Here is a 19,834-nt window from a genome sequence, read left to right as displayed (position 1 = left end):
AAATGTGAGTATAATAATGAATAATTTAAAAAATTTATACCAGAGCAGGCTTAGCCATTGTCTTTGTTGGAGCTTAACCTGTCTGCCATTGGCTACACAGGCTGCAGATTTCGTACAGATCAAGCCACATCCTATTGATGCAATTGTGCAGCAAAATATGACACAAAAATCAGTTGTGCCGCCATTAAAAAAAACCAGCAAAATCGATCAGATGCGTATCATGCATATCGATATTGACTATGTATATGATAAAAATAAAGAACAGCAGCAAGAAAATCTTCAGGCTTTATTACAACGTATTAACAAGATTCAACCCAATACCATTTTCTTGCAAGCCTTTGCCGATCCCGATGCAAATGGTTCAGCCAATCAGGTGTACTTTAAAAACCGCCACATCCCGACCAGAGACAATCTTTTTCCTCTTCTTGTCAGCCAGATTCGTAGCAAGACCCAGGTCAAGCATATTTATGCCTGGTTGCCCTTAATGGCGTGGGAGTTTCCAAAAAATTACAAACTGACTTATGTCTCACATAACAACGGCGGAAAACAGGGCTATATTCGGGTATCCCCATTTGATCCGAAAAACCTGCAATATGTTTCCGAGATTTATTTAGATTTTATCAAATCAAATGCGGTAGATGGTGTGCTCTACCATGATGATGTCACGCTGAATGATTATGAAGACAGCTCTGCTCCAGCACAGAGTATGTATCGGGCTTGGGGATTTAGTGCAGATCAATTATTAAAACAACCACGGCAATCTAAACAATTACAATTTGCCAAATTCAAAACGGCATATCTGGATCAGTTTGCCGCAGGTATTAGCAAAATCATTAAACAACAACAGCCTCATCTACTGACTGCACGTAATATGTATGCACCCGTAGTATTAGAGCCTCATAGTGAAAACTGGTTTAGTCAATCCATGCCAAGTACTTATCAATATTATGACTACAATGCCATTATGGCGATGCCTTATATGGAAGAAGCGGATGACCATCAACAATTCTATTTCGACCTCATACAACAGTCAAAAAAATACGACCCGGATTTGAGTCATACCATCTTTGAACTGCAAGCATTGAATTGGCGAAACAATCAACAGCTTTCCACCGAAGAAATTGTGGATACCATCAAGTTTTTAGAAAAACACGGGGTAAAACATATTGGTTATTACCCCGATGATTTTGTACAGGAACATCCTCAACCTTCTAAGCTGAAATCCGCTTTTTTAACTGGTGATTAGTCTCAAAGAATTCCAGTAACCCTTTATTATTATAATAAAGGGTTAAATTTCTGGCCTGTTGCATATTGATAATATCTGCCGTATTCACCTTAAAACTGCTGGCAAGTTGGGGTACCGCGACCGCTAATGGAGCTTTTCTACGATCCTTACCTGAAAAGCGGGCCCAGTTATAAGTTGCCCAAAGCAACAGCACGCCAATAAAGCTTAAAATCATTACTACAAGGTTCAATAAACTTAACTGGCTATTGGGTTGAGCTTGTATGACCAGTTGCTGATAAATGGTTTGACTTTCAAACCACCATAAAAATAGGGTCAACACTGGCATAAATAACCACATAAACATAAACCAACCCACGATTTGCAAACTGTAACCCAAGCTTTTATTACGTACATATTCAGGTTGATCAATGTACGCTGGTAGTTCTAATTTTGATTCATCTTCAATTAAATAATATTTATAGACTTTAGTCATTTTCTGGCTCTCCTCTAAATCCACGATCTGGGCTTACCCAACGTGCACGTTTTTGAGTCTTGAAAATCGTTTTAGGTAATGCAACCACAGTCGTCAGCATAGTCAGAATCCAGAAGAACAGTGGATACCAAATGACCCAAAAATAGTTTCTGAAGATTCGGGCTTTATCATAGGGTTTATCAATATATAAGCTAACAAAGAATTGAATCAGGCAAGTTAAACCCAGAATAATCCCGTACCATTGTGGAAAGAGAGATTGAATTGCCCACTCTCCGGGTAAAGAAAAAAATAGGCCATATAGATATAAGATAATAATACCGAACATCACATATGCCCAAACCACACTGATAATAGACTCTAGTGCAATAGGCCACATACGGCGTCGATTCCACCTAAATAAGTTTGGTAAATAAGCAAATAAAACCTCCACTCCTCCTTGTGCCCAACGCAAACGCTGTTTCCACAAGCCGTTGAAGGTTTCAGGCATATAGATATAGCACAATGCTCTTGGGACATATTGCAAGTCCCAATGATCGAACTGTAAGCGCCATGATACATCGATATCCTCCGTGATCATGTCATCGCGCCAATATCCAATCCGGTCTAGTGCCGTTTTACGAAAACCAACGATTGCGCCTGAAACAGTAAAGATGCGTCCATAGGTACGTTGTGCACGTTTAATTAATCCAATAATAGAAGAGAATTCACCCACCTGAATTTTGCCCAGAATACTGGAGCGGTTCAAAATACGAGGATTCCCAGTGACTGCCCCAACCCGTGGATATCTTGTTAAATGATGCATCATCCATAACACTGCATGAGGATGGATTAATGCATCACCATCTATACAAACTAGATATTCATTTTGACTCACCATTGCACCGGCACGTAAAGCATAGGCCTTGCCCTGATTTTCAGCCAAATGGACAACCCTGAGTTTTGGATATTTTTGCAAAAGCTCATCTAGAATTTCAGCAGTCTTATCTCGACTACCATCATTGACTGCAATGACTTCAAAATCCGGATACTGCGTTTGCATGGCAAACTTTATGGTATCCCTAACCTGTGCTGCCTCATTAAAACAAGGAATAATAATACTGCATCCATGTTCGCTAGGATGAGGTAACGATGGTTGCTTGCGTTCATGTTTTAAATAGAACCAGATTCCCCCCGCAATCCAAAGCCACGCCATAAATAATGGGTAGAAAAAAGCAAAGCCAAAATATACGTCACTCATTTGAAATAAACTTGAATCAGTCATTATTTCCTCCCCTTCGCAGTATTATTTTCATATGGATTACGATAAGTGAGTGGACTGGTATTAATACTTAGATCTTGGTAAAGATGTCCTTGAACTTGCTGTCCAGCCTTCAATTGATAATTATTAATCCCAATTTTTTGTACGGATAATTTTTTTAATTCCTGATAATATTGTGAATATTCTTTCCAATCACTTCTTTTCCCATTCGGATTTACTGTAAAACTCACGATTAAATACTGTTTTTGTATACTGTTTAATTTTTCCAGTTGTTTTTCTAAAGTTTTAAATATTCCAGAATCTTTCACCGGATCAAATTCAATATAAAGAAAATCATTATTATTTAAACTATATTCCATCAAAGGCATTAATCCATCTACATGCTTATCCTTTAAGGTAATTTTCAAAACAGTTTGATAATTATTACTGATATTGGTGTAATATTTTGCATGTTTTTTAGCTTGATCTTTTATATCAAAAACCTGTTTTATTTTTTTAGCGCATTCCCCATCCCAAGTCTTTTTCTGTATCGCGCAGTCGAGTTCATCTCCAATATCGATCATTACACCTTCAACTGAAGAATTATATTTAACTAATTCCGCAGTAAGATCTGCAAAATTGAGTCCCTGTTTTGTTTGTAAACTGATCGGTAATTCAGCATATACCCGATTACCCACACGGGTGCGTGCTTGCCAAACTGTACGATTTAATAAATCCTTACGCATACCCAGTTGACGATTAGGAAAATAGGCAACATCTATTTTTCCGTCCCCATTTTCATCAGCTACGGTTTTTAATAAAATAGTATTGGTTTGTAATGCACTAATCTGATCTAAGAATTGCCCCAGTTTTTGATCAAAAATTTTGTCATTGGGACTGACCATTTCAGCCAAATCAAAACGGATATAACTTCTACGCTGTTTGTGGATATCGCTTGCAAAAGTTAAAAAATCCAGCATTTCTGCATGCAGCATTTCGGGGGTTGGATTATTCATTACTAGGGCACGTTGATAGGTTTGCCCCGAATCAGCAAGGGTTGACATACTGCCCAAGCTAAATGACATAGGCAAACCAGCTTTTTCTGCAAGTTCTTCACTTTCCTTGGTCACCGCCCCATAAGGCCAGAATATCGCGCGTGTATCTATTCCCAATTCAGTGTCTAAAATTTTCTTGGATTGTTGTAAATCTTCTACAACCCTGTTTTGATAAGCTTGATCAGATTCATAACGTTGATATTTTGGTAAAAATTGACGTGTAATTGCTGCAGGCTGCATACTTTGTTGTGGATTGGCAAGTATGCCCTTATGCATATTGTCCGAATGTGAAACAAACTCTACCAGGCCTGAGCGCTGCATTTCACGCATTTGATCCCAAGACATTAAGCTATTTTGACCATAGGCTTCATAAGCATCTTTGGTATTCCCGTTAATCCAGCTCGTCGGAATAGCAAAAGCAGCGAAATATTTATACTGTTTCAATAATGGAAAAACCCGGGTATAACTACTGAGTGCGCCATCATCAAAGGTCAATAACACTGATTTTTTTGGTAATTTCTTTTTCTTTTGCCGAGCATCCCATACATCTTGCAAACTGATGGTTTGCCAGCCTTCCTGTTTTAGCCAGGCAAAATAGCGTCCTAAATTTTTAGTACTGATTGCATAAAGATCCCGATCTCCTTCACGAGCAACGTCATCTCGAACATCATGAAAAGTAATGGTAACAAATAAGTTATCAGGTATTTCAGTGGTATTTTTGGTTATATTTTGCGTAAAACCCGTCGCAGGAACGGCGAAGACCGTTACCATGACAGCAGAAAGTAAGGTTTTCATCACTTGTTTCATTAAAAAATTCCTTTAAAGCCCACTGTTGCATAAGTTTTTTCTTCATCTTCACCATCATAAGGATGAGTTTCCCATCCTATGCCATAGTTCAGACTCCAAGTCCGGGAAACCTGCCAATCATGTCCATAAAAAACGTTATAAATTGGCTTTGCGGAATAATTATCTTGTCCAAAAGTCCCAACGGTAGCTTCAAAATTTTGAGTAAAATTGCGGTCATATCTCCGCCACGTAATCCACTCATGCTGTAAATGCAACTCTGCACTATAACTTTCTTCAGGATTGAAATAGTCCACAATGACATCTTTGTTCTGGCTGTAATAACCCGCTAAAGTCAAACTGGTAATATGATGCGGAGCCTGGAAAATCTGCTGTTTAAGGTATGCCGAAACCTCTTGGCGTGTATTATCATCATCAATATCAGTTAACTGATAGACCAGACCCGCCTTACGAGATTCATGCTGTTGCCAATTCAAATCAAAGGTATAAGATTTACCTTCATTGCCCTTTCGGATGGCCTGTAATGGAATATCCGCCTGACTATTAAATCCGAATGCATACTGCCAATGATCATTCAGCCATTGTGACCAATTGGCCTTGATCCCAAAACGGTCTTGATCTTGTGGATTATCGATACTCTGAGACAACATGACATTCACTGCTTTACGACGTGATGCCCATTCCAGTCCCAAACCTACACGTTGATCTTCAATTGTGCCCGTATCATATTCACCAGAACGAAAGCTGTGATCTACATAAGTACGATAATTATCAAAAAACCATGGGCTGTGAATGCGGGTAAAATGATCCTGCTCACGATTCCCCTTCAAACGATTAAGTAAAGCCGAGTTATCGGAATCACTTTCTGAAAAGTTACTCTGATGTTGAATAGAGGCATGATTACGGTCATCAAGCTGTTTTTTATTTTTTATTACGGTCGTATCTTCAGGCATGGTTTGCATAAGTTCAGTACTTTGCAGACGCCATTGCTGGATATTTTCCAAAGCTCGCAGATTTTCTAAATGACGGATCCGGATGCCTTCATCTACAGGTATGACTCCATCCCATTGAGATACAATCCATTCTGCACGCTGTGGGTTTTCACGCAAAAGTTGAATGAATGCGCGATTATTTTGAAAAAGAACGTTATTCGGTGCTTTTGCAATTAATTGTTCATAGTATTGTTCTGCTTTGGCATATTCTTGACGATAGGCGTAGTTAAGCCCGACTAAAGCTAAATATTCACTCCGGTCATCATGGGTAACCTTATCCACACCTTTAGCATTACTGTATTGGAAAGTAGGTAATGCCTTGTCCATCGTTTTGAGTAATTGATCAGCTTCCTGATATTTCTCTTGTTCAATTAATGAGTAATACAAGCCTGCATATAGCTCAAAATGAGCATAGTTCTTTTCATTCAATAAGCTTTTATAAATTTTTTCAGCTATTTGAGGTTGTTGATTCTTAAAGTAAGCATCTGCAATCGCTTGACGCACATAAGGAGGCATCTGTTCTAGAGGCACTCCTGTTTTTGAAATTTGTTCAAAAACTTTTTTAGAGCGATTTCGCTCGTTTAAGGCATAGATGTATTCATAATAAAAACGGCGTTTCCAACTCGGATCATTCGGCAATTGTGATTCGTATTGCTCCATATCTGCGAGCACTTCATCGAGTTGCTGGTACGGCTGTTTTCGTCCTCGATAAATTGAAAGTTTATAATATTCCACAGCATTTTGAATCCGCTGAGAAAATTCACTAATTTTGGCATTGGCTCTGAGATCAGTATTCTCTTTTAATGAGTTACTGTTTTGTATAAAGTTTTCCGCATTAGCGTAATCTGCATTATTCAGCAATGCTAATGCATACTGCTCCTCGGTACCCATGTCCTTGCTCTTTTCAAGAGCCAGATTAGCCGTATTCAATGCCTCAACAGGCATATCTAGTATCCGGTAAGTATAGGAAAGCTGTGATAAATAATCTGCTTCAACTTGATTAATATCAACTTGAGAAAGGGTTTTTTTCGCCTGAGCCTTTTTACCGGCTTCTGCTTGTAATATTCCTGCCCAAACGATCCATTGTTGATTAGAATCGGTTTTGGCAAAGTTTTTGGCCCAGTTTTCTGCAAGCTCAAATTTCTTTAAGTCGCGTAATGCCTTAATAACATATATTTTTCCATAGTCTGGAAATTGCTGACTTTGAATACCCTTCAGGTAGCGAATATCTGATTCTGCAAATTTTTTATTTTCATAAGCCATTACTACAAAATCAGCAATCAATTTTTGATTATTGGGATAACGCCCCAATAATTGCCTGAGTTTTTGTAATCCAGTATCCACCTGGCCTTGTTTAATTAAAGGTACAATTTTTTCACGTTGTTGATCAACAACGTCTTTATAGATCAATTCTGCGAATGACAATGTAGAAAACAGTAAAGTCCCACAGGAGATCGATAGTATAGTGAGATTAAAGTTCATAATTAAAATATTCTTTATTCATTGTTATTAATGGTCACATTGTAATCCACAATATATAAATAAAAGACCATATTAACAAAAATATTGTGTATAATTTTGTGTTTTTATTATTTTATTCGATAAATATCACATTATTTTAATTGTGAAATATATTAGTTTTTTTTATCTTAGCGAATTATTTCAAAAACAATATTTTATTTATTTAATAATTAATTTTTTATATAATCCTTTATCTTAACCACTTTATAAAAACATTATTACTCAAAATAAATATCTTGTATAAATCAAAAATGCTCAATAAGTTGAGTATTTTTATTCATACAGAAAAGGTATGCTCTATTATTATAGGAACATAAAATATTCAAAAGTTAAAATATTATCAAGCAGTCAATTCAAATGACTTATTGGAATACAACCTAGAATCTTTTTAGAAGTGCACGAAGTATTAAAAATAAGCCAAGCAAATACCTGACGAGGCAGACCTTTTAGCCTTTTACCGAAATATTAACCATTAATGAGTCTAAGTTATTGACATAAATATCAAACACTTTTTCATGTCGCTATGAGCCATGGAATACATACATCTAATGCATGTGGAATCATCCAAAAGATCGAAAATATTTTAATAAAATCTGATAATTTTCATTTGCCTAGGAAATTATCTCATAGTGAAGGCTTAGATGGGGAGATTGTTATTGTTGATGCCACGGAGATGGCAATGAAGCATTCCCCAAAAAGCGGAAAAAATTCTATAGTGCTAAGAAAAAATGCCATAAGATTAAAGCCCAACTGACAATTCATGATGAAACGATGCAGATGATTCCAATAGGTCTTGCATAAGGAAGTACACATGATTTTCATTGTCTAAAGATCAGCACAAGAAGCAGAGATATCAAGCCCTTATGCTTGTTAATAAAGAGTAACCAGCTTTAAGCCGATTAGGGATCAGACGACGACCACATTTTCAGCAAGTAAAACAACCCATTAACTTTCTTACATCAGCAGATTAATCGAGAAATGGGCAAACATCGTATTCGAATTGAGCAGGTAAATGGTAAATTAAAGATTCTTCAAAATTCTTGCTACACTTTACTGTAGTCGATGTAAAGGTATGGGTTTAAGTCTGAATTTGATTGCTGCAATTTACAATATTGAAATGATTAAAAAAGTGATTTTGCAAAAAGTCTAGTTTCTCATTTTTTATATGAAGTTTTTTCAATGTCAGATACCCTGCTTATCAAAGACCATAAAATAAAAAGCCCTCAATTGAGAGCTTTCAAGTTTATTGATTGACTCAGGCCAGGTTTTGGCGTTTTAAAACTTCTAGCATGGTTGATCCGAGCTCTGCAGGACTACGCGTATAAGCCATACCCGCTTTTTCAAAGGCTGCAAATTTTTCTTCTGCTGTACCCTTACCGCCAGAAATAATTGCACCTGCATGCCCCATACGCTTACCTTTTGGTGCAGTCACACCTGCAATATAGCCCACAACTGGCTTGGTGACATGAGACTGAATATATTCAGCTGCTTCCTCTTCTGCGATACCGCCAATTTCACCAATCATGATAATGGCTTCGGTCTGCGGGTCTTCTTGGAACAACTTCAAGCAATCAATCTGGTTCATGCCTGGAATTGGGTCTCCCCCAATGCCAATACAGGTTGACTGACCTAAACCGAGCTTTGTAGTCTGAGCTACAGCTTCATAGGTTAGTGTACCCGAACGCGAGATAATTCCGATTTTACCTGGCTGATGAATATGTCCTGGCATAATGCCGATTTTACATTCTCCCGGGGTAATAATACCCGGACAGTTTGGACCGATTAAACGCGCACCATTGCCATTGGTTTCAAGATAACGCTTGGCCTTTAACATATCTAAAGTCGGCACACCTTCAGTAATTACAACAATAAGTTCAATCCCAGAATCTACTGCCTCTACAATTGAATCCAATACAAATGGTGCAGGTACATAAATGACCGAGGCATCTGCGCCTGTTTCTTTGACTGCATCTTTCATGGTGTTGAATACAGGTAGGTTTAAATGGCTTTTCCCCCCCTTACCGGGCGTTACACCACCGACGACTTTGGTACCATAAGCCAATGCTTGCTCTGAGTGAAACGTACCATTTTTACCGGTAAAACCTTGTACCAATACTTTGGTGTCTTTATTAATTAATACGCTCATGATTGATACTCCTTAAGCTTTTACCGCAGCAACAATTTTTTCTGCTGCATCAGCTAAACCTGATGCAGAGATTAACGTGAGTCCAGATTCATCCAATAACCTGGCACCCAGTTCTGCGTTATTTCCTTCCAAACGCACAACAACCGGCACGGTTACATGAACTTCCTGGACCGCTGCAATAATGGCTTCAGCAATCATGTCACAACGTACAATTCCACCAAAAATATTAATTAAAACCCCTTGTACCGAGCTGTCTGCCAAAATAATTTTAAACGCTTCAATGACGCGCTCTTTGGTTGCACCACCGCCAACATCAAGGAAGTTCGCAGGCTGACCACCATACAGTTTGATGATGTCCATAGTTGCCATAGCAAGCCCCGCTCCATTGACCATACATCCAATGTTACCTTTTAAGGCTACATAATTCAGGTCATGTTCTGAAGCTTTTAATTCGCGTTCATTTTCCTGAGACTTGTCACGCATCGCTACAATTTCGGGTAAACGGTATAAGGCGTTAGAGTCGATCCCGACTTTGGCATCCACACATAAGATGTCACCATTTTCACGAACTGAAAGGGGGTTAATCTCAAATAGGGCAAAATCATTTTCAATAAATGCCTGATAAGCTGCAGTCATAATTTTGACAAACTGATTGATCTGACCATCTTTCAAATGAAGAGCAAAAGCCACTTCACGAGCTTGAAATGGCATCAGTCCAACCAATGGATCGACTTCGACTTTTATAATTTTTTCTGGGGTTTCTTCAGCCACTTTTTCAATTTCGACCCCACCTTCAGTCGATGCCATAAAAGTTACACGACGGCTGGAACGGTCGACCACTGCACCAAGATACAGCTCGCGTTCAACCGGATAAACATCTTCAGAGACTAAAATGCTGTTGACTGGTTGTCCATTGGCATCCGTCTGATAAGTCACTAAACGAGTACCAATGATCTGATTGGCATAGTCTTCAGCTTCTTGTGCAGACTTCACCACTTTTACCCCACCAGCCTTACCGCGTCCCCCGGCATGTACTTGGGCTTTGAGTACTGCAAATTTACCACCAAGCTGCTCAAAAGCTTTTACGGTTTCTTCTGCATTTGTTGCCAAGATACCCTCTTGAACCGGCATCCCATATTTTTTTAATAACGTTTTTGCTTGATACTCATGTAAATTCATTGAACAACCTTTTAGTACTTATTTGACTTTGTTATTACGTTCACCAATATCTTTTGGTTCACATCAATCAATATTGGTATTTTGAGAACTTAAAATGATTCTTATCTTTATTTTTAGATGATTGTTCTAATAAAAACAACTATCAAATGTAAAAAGAGCGACCTAAGCCGCTCTTTTTTGTCTTACTTACGCTTACGTTGAATCGCGTGAATCGCTCGTCCATCTACTGCAAGTGCAGCTTCATGAACCACTTCAGAGAAGGTTGGATGACCAAAAGTCATCAACTGTAAATCTTCAACTGAAGATACAAACTCAAGTGCAATCATACCTTGGTGTACGATATCAGACGCAGCTGGTCCAATCACATGCATACCAAGTAAACGGTCAGTTTTTGCATCAGCAACAAACTTCACGAAACCAGCACCTTCGCCCGCAGCTAAAGCACGGCCATTTACAGCAAAACCGAATTGACCAGTTTTAACTTCGTGGCCTTTTTCTTTGGCTTGCTCTTCTGTTAAACCGACCCACGCTGCTTCCGGGTGAGTATAGATAACAGAAATAATCGTGTCGTAGTTCACTTGTGCAGCATGACCATGAATACGCTCTACAGCCATTACGCCTTCTTCCATTGCTTTGTGTGCAAGCATTGGACCACGTACCAAGTCACCAATTGCATATACGCCTTCCACAGAAGTCGCACACCAATCGTTCACTTCAACCAGACCGCGTTCAGTCAGTTTAATGCCACAATCATCTGCCAATAAACCTTCAGCATAAGCACGACGGCCTACACAAACGATCAACTTATCGAAAGTTTGCTCTTTGTCTTCACCGCCTTGAGTGTACTTAACAGTTACTTCACGACCGTTAATTTCAGTACCAGACACTTTCGCGCCTACACGGATATCAAGACCTTGCTTAGTTAACAGTTTCTGGAAGTCTTTTGCCAATGCTTTATCAGCCATTGGCAAGAATGCATCCATTGCTTCAAATACAACAACTTCTGCACCTAAACGACGCCATACTGAACCAAGCTCAAGACCAATCACGCCTGCACCAATAACACCTAAACGTTTAGGCACTTCTGGGAATTCAAGCGCGCCAGTTGAATCAACAATGATGTCTTGATCAACAGGAGCTACAGGAATATTTACTGGCACAGAACCAGTGGCAAGAATGACATACTTAGGCTCTAAAACTTGAGTTTCACCTTCGTGAGAAACGAACTCAACTTTTTTACCTGCCAGTAATTTACCAGTACCTTTTAACCATTCAACACCGTTACCTTTTAATAACTGGTCAATACCGCCAGTCAACTGATCAACGATTTTATCTTTACGTGCAAGAAGCTTAGACAAGTCGAAACTTACTTCACCAGTGGTAATACCGTGATCATCTAAATGTTTTACGGTGTCTTCATAACGGTGTGAAGAATCAAGTAATGCCTTAGACGGGATACAACCCACGTTTAAGCAAGTACCACCTAAAGAAGGTTTGCCTTTATGAATACGTTTTTCGATACACGCAACTTTAAAACCAAGTTGAGCTGCACGAATTGCAGCTTCATAACCACCTGGTCCACCGCCAATTACTACTAAATCAAATTGTTGAGACATTATGCTCTCCAAAAATGGGCTTAGAGGATCGCTCTAAGCCCATGGATTTATTCTATAAAATTAAAGATCAAGGATAAGACGAGCAGGTTCTTCTAACAATTCTTTGATTGCTACAAGGAAACCTACAGCTTCTTTACCATCAATTAAACGGTGGTCATAAGAAAGTGCTAGATACATCATTGGCAAGATTTCTACTTGACCATTCACTGCCATAGGACGGTCTTGGATTTTGTGCATACCCAAGATTGCTGTTTGTGGTGTGTTCAAAATTGGGGTAGAAAGCAATGAACCAAAAGTACCACCGTTAGTAATAGTGAATGTACCGCCAGTCATGTCTTCAATGCCCAACTTACCGTCACGTGCCTTAACAGCATAAGCGCGAATACCGTTTTCTACTTCAGCATAGTTCATACGGTCAGTATCACGTAATACAGGAACCACTAGACCACGGTCGCTTGATACAGCTACACCGATGTCATAGTAACCGTGATAAACAATGTCATCACCATCGATAGACGCATTTACAGCAGGGTAGCGTTTCAGTGCTTCAGTCGCTGCTTTAACGAAGAATGACATGAAGCCTAAACGTGCACCATGACGTTTTTCAAATGCGTCTTTATATTGAGCACGCATTTCCATGATTGGTTTCATGTTCACTTCGTTGAACGTAGTCAACATTGCTGTTGATTGAGTTGCAGCAAGTAAACGTTCAGCAACACGTTTACGAAGACGAGTCATAGGAACACGTTTTTCGATACGTTCACCAACAGCAACGCTTAACGGCGCAGCAGCAGGTTTAGCTTGATGGTTTGCAACATCTTCTTTAGTGATGCGGCCACCGCGACCAGTACCAGCTACATCGCTCGCTGCAATACCAGTTTCAGTCAATGCTTTACGCACTGCTGGAGCTTGATCAGCAACAGGTTGAGCACGCTCAACAACAGGTGCATTACCCGCTTGAGTTTGTGCAGCCGCTTGTTCAACTTTCTCTTCAGATTGAACTGCTTGAGTTTGAGCAGCGCCAGAAACAGCGCCCTCTTCAAACTGTGCAATCACTTCAGCAGAAAGCACTGTATCGCCTTCATTTTTAATGATTGACGCAATTGTACCGTCAGCAGGAGCAACAACTTCTAAAACAACTTTATCAGTTTCAATATCGCAGATCACTTCATCACGTGATACAGCTTCACCTGGTTGTTTGTGCCAAGTTGCAATCGTACCGTCTGCAACTGACTCTGGGAATACCGGTGCTTTAATTTCGGTTGCCATTACTTAGAATCTCCTGATTGTTCAGCTGCAATCGCTAATGCGTCATTTACCAGCTGAGCTTGTTGTTTTGCATGCAAATATGGTGAACCGCAAGCTGGCGCAGCAGAAGCTGGACGACCTGCGTAGCTAACACGTACCTGTTTACCTGTTTTCATTACATCGTCATATAAACGAGGAGCAATGAATAACCAAGCACCTTGGTTTTTCGGCTCTTCTTGAGTCCAAACCACTTCTTTTAGATTTGGATAAGAAGCAAGTACTTCAGCAATACGTTGTTCTGGATATGGGTACAATTGTTCGATACGAACGATTGCAGTGTTGTTTAATTCCTGTTCACGACGTTTTTCAAGTAAATCGTAATAAACCTTACCACCACAAAGCACCAAACGAGTTACATCAGATTTGTTGATGTTGTCGATTTCGTCAATCACAGTCTGGAATGAACCATTTGCAAGCTCTTCAAGCGTAGAGGTTGCAAGTTTGTGACGAAGCAATGACTTCGGTGACATGATGATCATTGGTTTGCGGATTGGACGAAGTGCTTGACGACGCATCGCATGGAAAATTTGCGCTGGTGTAGTCGGTGTCATCACTTGCATGTTGTCTTCAGCACAAAGCTGTAAGAAACGTTCTAAACGTGCAGATGAATGCTCTGGACCTTGACCTTCAAAACCATGTGGAAGAAGCATAGTTAAACCACATACGCGTTCCCATTTAGTTTCACCAGATGCGATGAACTGGTCAATTACAACTTGCGCACAGTTAGCGAAATCACCGAACTGAGCTTCCCAGATAATCAAGCTCTTAGGAAGAGTCGTTGCATAACCGTATTCAAATGCAAGTACCGCCATTTCTGACAATAAAGAGTCATAAATTGCTGTACGTGGCTGGTTTTCTTTCAGGTTACATAATGGAATGTAAGTTGAACCGTCTACCTGGTTATGCAATTTCGCATGACGGTGTGAGAAAGTACCACGACCCACGTCTTCACCAGTTAAACGAACCAGGAAGCCTTCATCTAGAATAGTTGCATACGCTAAAGTTTCTGCAGCCCCCCAGTTCAGCGGCATTTCGCCAGTTTGCATTTTCAGACGGTCGTCAATCACTTTTGCAACCTGACGCTGCATAACGAAGCCTTCTGGAAGCTCACGCATTTTGGTACCGAGTTCTTTCAAGCGTTCGATTGGGAATGATGTATCCCATACGTCTGTGTACTCGTGACCCAAGTATGGAGACCAGTCGACAAACATTTTGGTATTTGGTTCAAGTACCAATGCATTGGCAACATGCTTGCCTGCTTCAAGGTCTGAACGGTATTGTTCAACCATTGCATCAGCAGCAGCACGATCCAGAACATTTTGTTGTACAAGTTGGTCAGCATAAAGCGTACGAGTGGTCGCTTTTTTGTTAATCACTTGATACATCATTGGTTGAGTTGCAGCTGGCTCATCCGCTTCGTTGTGACCACGACGACGGTAACAGAACATGTCAATTACAACGTCTTTACGGAAAGTATGACGGAAGTCATGTGCCAATTGAGAAACAAACAATACAGCTTCAGGATCATCACCATTGACATGGAAGATCGGTGCCTGAATCATTTTCGCGATATCAGTACAGTATTCTGTAGAACGTGCATCACGTGGGTCAGAAGTTGTGAAGCCCACCTGGTTGTTAACAACGATGTGAACTGTACCACCTACAGTATAACCACGTGTTTGTGACATCTGGAAGGTTTCTTGGTTTACACCTTGACCTGCAAATGCTGCATCACCATGAACAATGATTGGCAATACATCATCACCACCAATGTCTTTGCGACGGACTTGACGTGCACGTACAGAACCTTCAACTACAGGTCCAACGATTTCCAAGTGAGATGGGTTAAATGCCAATGCCAAGTGAACTTCGCCACCTGGAGTCATCACGTTAGATGAGAAACCTTGGTGATATTTAACGTCACCAGAACCTTTTTTGTGCAGTGATTTACCTTCAAACTCGCCAAACAGGTCAGCCGGGTTTTTACCCATAATGTTGACCAGCAAGTTCAAACGGCCACGGTGCGGCATACCGATTACAACTTCTTTACAGCCTACAGAGCCTGCACGTTGAATCAGTTCATTCACCATCGGGATGAAGGATTCACCACCTTCTACACCAAAGCGTTTTGCACCAACGTATTTATTACCGAGGTATTTTTCCAGACCTTCAGCTGCTGTCAGACGTTCTAAGACGTGTTTTTTCTGCTCAGCAGTGAAACCGAATTGACCTTTTGCACTTTCAAGGCGTTGTTGAATCCAACGTTTTTCTTTGGTATCAACAATATGCATGTATTCAGCACCAATAGAAGCACAATAAGTTGCTTCCATCGCCTGAACCATTTCAGCTAGAGTTGCTTCACTCTTACCGATTGCAAGGTTGCCTGTGTTAAATACTGTATCTAAATCAGATTGAGTCAAACCATGCGCAGCAAGATCAAGATCAGGTACGATTTCACGCTTAGCCAAACCTAGTGGATCTAATTTTGCTTTTTGATGACCACGGTTACGATAAGCCGCAATTAGTTGCAATACGCCAATTTGACGACGCTCATGCTCAGAACTTACAGCACTTTGAATTACAGGTTGAACGCGACTTGAGTTGCGACCTAATAAAAGGAATTGCTCACGTACATTGCTATGTGGTTGATCACCTTTAGGGAATTTACCGAAGTATTCCTGCCAGTCAGCACCTACTGAATCTGGAGCCGTCAAATACTGCTCATAAAGTTCTTCAATATACGCTGCACTGTCAGCGCTAAGTTCAGTGTCAAGACGCAGTGCGTCAGCAACTTCTTGCATTTGTGGACCCATTTCCTATTGCAAAAACATTTTCAGGATGCTTTTTAAGCGAACCCATGATTAATAATGTCAAATTGGTAATATGACATTAGTCCCCATAAGGCATAAGCCATGAGGCGTGATCACTACATTAGGAATAACCCAATGTGAATAATGAATCATAACGCCCCCATTGGCATCATCACTCATTGATATATACTCGACCAAGACCGAGCAATTTTTTGCAAATCGACTTAGAAAAAATAACTACTCGACTTAATTTTTCTAAAGCGATTTATATCTATTTATAAACCTTATACATAATTTCAGATGTTGAAAAAATGTACGCAAATACAGTGCTTTTTTTAAATATAGCTTTGTGCCAAATCGTAACATGTTCTCCAGTTGCAATTGATTTTTTTGACACATACCTCTCATAACTCAGCGAAATACATATCCTCCATTTTCATCTAACATATGGTGCTTTATCTCATAATTAGATTCAATCTAGACCAAAGTCCTACCCCACGCCCACACATATAACAAAAGAGAGCTCAATATTTAAACTGGCTCTCTTTATATGCGTTATATGATAACATTTTAATCTCAACTTTGCAGATTCAAGCCTACAATTAGTGCTTTAATCACTCACTCAAACAATCCCACAACACTTAGACCGCTTTTAAGCAAGATTCCGTCTCTACTTTAATCAATTATATATTTTTTAATAACACTTCACACCCCTACTCCTGTCTATTCATATAGCCATTTAGTATCCCCTACCTATCTTACAACTATTAAAAGCATAAAAAAGCACACCCTAGGGTGTGCTTTTTTTGACTGGAGCAGATTAACCTGCTTGATCTAACAACATGCTACGGATGTGACCGATAGCTTTAGTTGGATTAAGACCTTTAGGGCAAACTGATACACAGTTCATAATACCTTTACAACGGAATAGCGAGAATGGATCGTCAAGACGAGCCAAACGCTCTTGTGTTCCAGTATCACGCGAGTCAATGATGAAGCGGTAAGCATTCAACAATGCTGAAGGACCCAAGAACTTGTCAGGGTTCCACCAGAATGACGGACATGAAGTCGAACAACATGCACAAAGAATACATTCATATAAACCATCAAGGTGTTCACGTTCTTCAGGAGACTGTAAACGCTCTTTCGGTGGCGCAGGCTGGTTGTTGATCAAGAACGGATGAATTTTATTGTACTGATCATAGAACTGATTCATATCTACAACCAAGTCTTTAACCACTGGTAGACCTGGAAGTGGACGAACAGTAATCACTTCCGGTAAATCATTCAGGTTCCACAGACATGCCAAACCGTTTTTACCATTGATGTTTACACCATCAGAACCACAAATACCTTCACGACATGAACGACGGAACGTTAAAGATTCGTCCTGCACTTTCAAAGCAAGAAGAGCATCAAGCAACATACGGTGCTTGTCTGTCAATTCAAGTTTAAAAGTTTGCATGTACGGTGCTTTATCCTTATCAGGATCGTAGCGGTAGATATTAAATGTACGAGTACCTCTACTCATCTTACTTCTCCCTATTAGAATGTACGTGGTTTAGGTGGAATTGCATCAACCGATAAAGGTTTGTAACGCACTGGCTTGTACTCAAGATGGTTATCAACAGAGAACCATAATGTGTGCTTCATCCACTCATCATCACGACGACCGTATGGATAGTCCGCATGTTCTGGCGGCAATTCAAAATCTACCACTGTATGCGCACCACGACATTCTTTACGAGCCGCAGCAGAAATCAGTGTTGCTTTCGCCACTTCATACAAGTTTTCAACTTCTAGAGCTTCAATACGTGCAGTGTTGAATACTTTAGATTTGTCTTTCAAGTGAATATTACGAACACGTGGCTCAATCGCAAGAATTTGCTTCACACCTTCTTCAAGAAGTGCAGATGTACGGAATACACCAGCGTGGTCTTGAACGATGTCACGGATTGCATCAGCAACTTCTTGAGCGTTCTCACCTGAAGTTGACTCATCCAATTTACGAATACGCTCAACAGTTTGTTCAAGCACAGTCGTAGGAAGCGGTTGGTAGTCATCACCATGATGTTTAGTCACATAATCAATGATATGTTGACCAGCAGCTTTACCGAATACAACCAAGTCAAGCAATGAGTTTGTACCTAAACGGTTCGCACCATGTACAGATACACATGAACATTCACCAATTGCATAGAAACCTTTCACTGGCTTAGTGAAGTCACGGCCTTCCGCATTTGTAGAATAAACATCAGTATCTTTGTTGTAGTGTGCTTCAAGCGGAGTTGTTTCGCGAGATTCAGGAACCACAACCTGACCATGAATATTCGTTGGAATACCACCCATTTGATAATGGATTGTTGGTACTACTGGAATCGGCTCTTTGGTGATATCAACATTCGCGAATTTCTTACCAATCTCGAATACAGATGGAAGACGTTTCATGATCGTATCTGCACCTAAGTGCGTCATATCAAGAAGAATGTAGTCACCTTTAGGACCACAACCACGACCTTCTTTGATTTCCTGGTCCATAGAACGTGATACGAAGTCACGTGGCGCCAAGTCTTTCAAAGTTGGAGCATAACGTTCCATGAACGGTTCGCCGTCTTTGTTACGAAGGATTGCACCTTCACCACGACAACCTTCAGTCAACAATACGCCTGCGCCCGCAACACCCGTTGGGTGGAACTGCCAGAATTCCATATCTTGCAATGGAATACCTGCACGAGCTGCCATACCAAGACCGTCACCAGTATTGATATATGCGTTAGTAGATGCACGGTAAACACGACCAGCACCACCTGTAGCGAATAATGTCGCTTTCGCTTGGAATACTGCAATTTTACCAGTTTCCTGATCAATAGCAGTTACACCAAGTACGTCACCCGCTTCGTTACGGATCAAGTCAAGTGCGATCCATTCTACGAAGAATTGCGTACCCATTTTCACGTTGCTTTGATAAAGCGTGTGAAGCAGTGCATGACCTGTACGGTCGGCAGCAGCACATGCACGAGGAACTGCTTTTTCACCGTAGTTTGCAGAGTGACCGCCGAATGGACGTTGGTAAATTGTACCGTCTGCGTTACGGTCGAATGGCATACCCAGATGTTCTAATTCATAAACAACTTGTGGAGCCTCACGCGTCATAAATTCGATCGCGTCTTGGTCGCCCAACCAGTCTGAACCTTTAACCGTGTCATAGAAGTGGTAATGCCAGTTATCTTCTTGCATATTACCAAGAGATGCACCAATACCACCCTGTGCTGCTACAGTATGAGAACGTGTTGGGAACACTTTAGTCAGTACCGCAACCTTCAAACCCGCTTGAGCAAGCTGGTAAGATGCGCGCATACCTGAACCACCACCACCAACGATGACAGCATCGAAAGTTTCGTGTGGAATATTTGTGTAATCTTCTTTAGGGTTAATCGCGCCCATGATA

At 40.3% G+C, this 19,834-nt stretch carries 12 protein-coding genes; 1 reads left to right on the top strand and 11 read right to left on the bottom strand.

Annotated elements, in window-relative coordinates:
- Nucleotides 1-88: 88 nt before the first annotated feature.
- A complete protein-coding gene (gene pgaB / locus JFY49_RS04385) occupies nt 89-1,246 on the top strand; it encodes a poly-beta-1,6-N-acetyl-D-glucosamine N-deacetylase PgaB (protein WP_227609538.1) in 1,158 nt (385 codons plus the stop codon).
- Here the strand turns inward: pgaB (JFY49_RS04385) and pgaD are convergent.
- The 11 genes from pgaD to JFY49_RS04330 all read right to left on the bottom strand — a co-directional run bounded on the left by pgaD (nt 1,212) and on the right by JFY49_RS04330 (nt 19,830).
- A complete protein-coding gene (gene pgaD, locus JFY49_RS04380; protein WP_086196814.1) occupies nt 1,212-1,718 on the bottom strand; it encodes a poly-beta-1,6-N-acetyl-D-glucosamine biosynthesis protein PgaD in 507 nt (168 codons plus the stop codon). The genes pgaB (JFY49_RS04385) and pgaD overlap by 35 nt on opposite strands.
- On the bottom strand, nt 1,711-2,979 hold the full coding sequence (gene pgaC, locus JFY49_RS04375) for a poly-beta-1,6-N-acetyl-D-glucosamine synthase (RefSeq protein ID WP_086196815.1): 1,269 nt from the start codon (nt 2,977-2,979) through the stop codon (nt 1,711-1,713). The genes pgaD and pgaC overlap by 8 nt, the downstream gene beginning before the upstream one ends.
- Nucleotides 2,979-4,817, bottom strand: a complete 1,839-nt coding sequence (pgaB, locus tag JFY49_RS04370; RefSeq protein WP_200223999.1) for a poly-beta-1,6-N-acetyl-D-glucosamine N-deacetylase PgaB — start codon at nt 4,815-4,817, stop codon at nt 2,979-2,981. The genes pgaC and pgaB (JFY49_RS04370) overlap by 1 nt, the downstream gene beginning before the upstream one ends.
- On the bottom strand, nt 4,817-7,288 hold the full coding sequence (pgaA, locus tag JFY49_RS04365; RefSeq protein ID WP_200223996.1) for a poly-beta-1,6 N-acetyl-D-glucosamine export porin PgaA: 2,472 nt from the start codon (nt 7,286-7,288) through the stop codon (nt 4,817-4,819). The genes pgaB (JFY49_RS04370) and pgaA overlap by 1 nt, the downstream gene beginning before the upstream one ends.
- A gap of 1,294 nt (nt 7,289-8,582) precedes the next feature.
- Entirely contained in the window at nt 8,583-9,473 is an 891-nt protein-coding gene (gene sucD, locus JFY49_RS04360) for a succinate--CoA ligase subunit alpha (protein ID WP_200223995.1), read from the bottom strand.
- A 12-nt stretch (nt 9,474-9,485) separates the two neighbouring features.
- Nucleotides 9,486-10,652, bottom strand: a complete 1,167-nt coding sequence (gene sucC / locus JFY49_RS04355) for an ADP-forming succinate--CoA ligase subunit beta (protein WP_180042361.1) — start codon at nt 10,650-10,652, stop codon at nt 9,486-9,488.
- 182 nt (nt 10,653-10,834) lie between these two features.
- Nucleotides 10,835-12,268 (bottom strand): dihydrolipoyl dehydrogenase, encoded by a 1,434-nt coding sequence (gene lpdA / locus JFY49_RS04350; RefSeq protein WP_180042363.1) that lies wholly within the window; start codon nt 12,266-12,268, stop codon nt 10,835-10,837.
- A gap of 60 nt (nt 12,269-12,328) precedes the next feature.
- Entirely contained in the window at nt 12,329-13,537 is a 1,209-nt protein-coding gene (gene odhB, locus JFY49_RS04345; protein WP_180080679.1) for a 2-oxoglutarate dehydrogenase complex dihydrolipoyllysine-residue succinyltransferase, read from the bottom strand.
- On the bottom strand, nt 13,537-16,377 hold the full coding sequence (locus JFY49_RS04340) for a 2-oxoglutarate dehydrogenase E1 component (protein ID WP_086196928.1): 2,841 nt from the start codon (nt 16,375-16,377) through the stop codon (nt 13,537-13,539). Before JFY49_RS04340 ends, odhB begins: the two co-directional genes overlap by 1 nt.
- Before the next feature lie 829 nt (nt 16,378-17,206).
- Nucleotides 17,207-17,917, bottom strand: a complete 711-nt coding sequence (locus tag JFY49_RS04335) for a succinate dehydrogenase iron-sulfur subunit (RefSeq protein ID WP_086196822.1) — start codon at nt 17,915-17,917, stop codon at nt 17,207-17,209.
- 14 nt (nt 17,918-17,931) lie between these two features.
- Nucleotides 17,932-19,830, bottom strand: coding sequence for an FAD-binding protein (locus tag JFY49_RS04330; RefSeq protein WP_086196823.1), 1,899 nt, complete (start codon nt 19,828-19,830; stop codon nt 17,932-17,934).
- Nucleotides 19,831-19,834 lie beyond the last annotated feature (4 nt).

It is taken from the genome of Acinetobacter sp. CS-2, assembly GCF_016599715.1.
Classification (GTDB): domain Bacteria; phylum Pseudomonadota; class Gammaproteobacteria; order Pseudomonadales; family Moraxellaceae; genus Acinetobacter.
The sequence above is the reverse complement of the archived record's forward strand: the minus strand, read 5'-3'. Positions and strand labels throughout refer to the sequence as shown.

What these genes read in the sequence shown, in the direction of transcription:
- pgaD (WP_086196814.1), bottom strand. Translation starts at nt 1,718, where the DNA reads ATGACTAAAGTCTATAAATATTATTTAATTGAAGATGAATCAAAATTA.
- pgaC (WP_086196815.1), bottom strand. Translation starts at nt 2,979, where the DNA reads ATGACTGATTCAAGTTTATTTCAAATGAGTGACGTATATTTTGGCTTT.
- pgaB (WP_200223999.1), bottom strand. Translation starts at nt 4,817, where the DNA reads ATGAAACAAGTGATGAAAACCTTACTTTCTGCTGTCATGGTAACGGTC.
- pgaA (WP_200223996.1), bottom strand. Translation starts at nt 7,288, where the DNA reads ATGAACTTTAATCTCACTATACTATCGATCTCCTGTGGGACTTTACTG.
- sucD (WP_200223995.1), bottom strand. Translation starts at nt 9,473, where the DNA reads ATGAGCGTATTAATTAATAAAGACACCAAAGTATTGGTACAAGGTTTT.
- sucC (WP_180042361.1), bottom strand. Translation starts at nt 10,652, where the DNA reads ATGAATTTACATGAGTATCAAGCAAAAACGTTATTAAAAAAATATGGG.
- lpdA (WP_180042363.1), bottom strand. Translation starts at nt 12,268, where the DNA reads ATGTCTCAACAATTTGATTTAGTAGTAATTGGCGGTGGACCAGGTGGT.
- odhB (WP_180080679.1), bottom strand. Translation starts at nt 13,537, where the DNA reads ATGGCAACCGAAATTAAAGCACCGGTATTCCCAGAGTCAGTTGCAGAC.
- JFY49_RS04340 (WP_086196928.1), bottom strand. Translation starts at nt 16,377, where the DNA reads ATGCAAGAAGTTGCTGACGCACTGCGTCTTGACACTGAACTTAGCGCT.
- JFY49_RS04335 (WP_086196822.1), bottom strand. Translation starts at nt 17,917, where the DNA reads ATGAGTAGAGGTACTCGTACATTTAATATCTACCGCTACGATCCTGAT.
- JFY49_RS04330 (WP_086196823.1), bottom strand. Translation starts at nt 19,830, where the DNA reads ATGGGCGCGATTAACCCTAAAGAAGATTACACAAATATTCCACACGAA.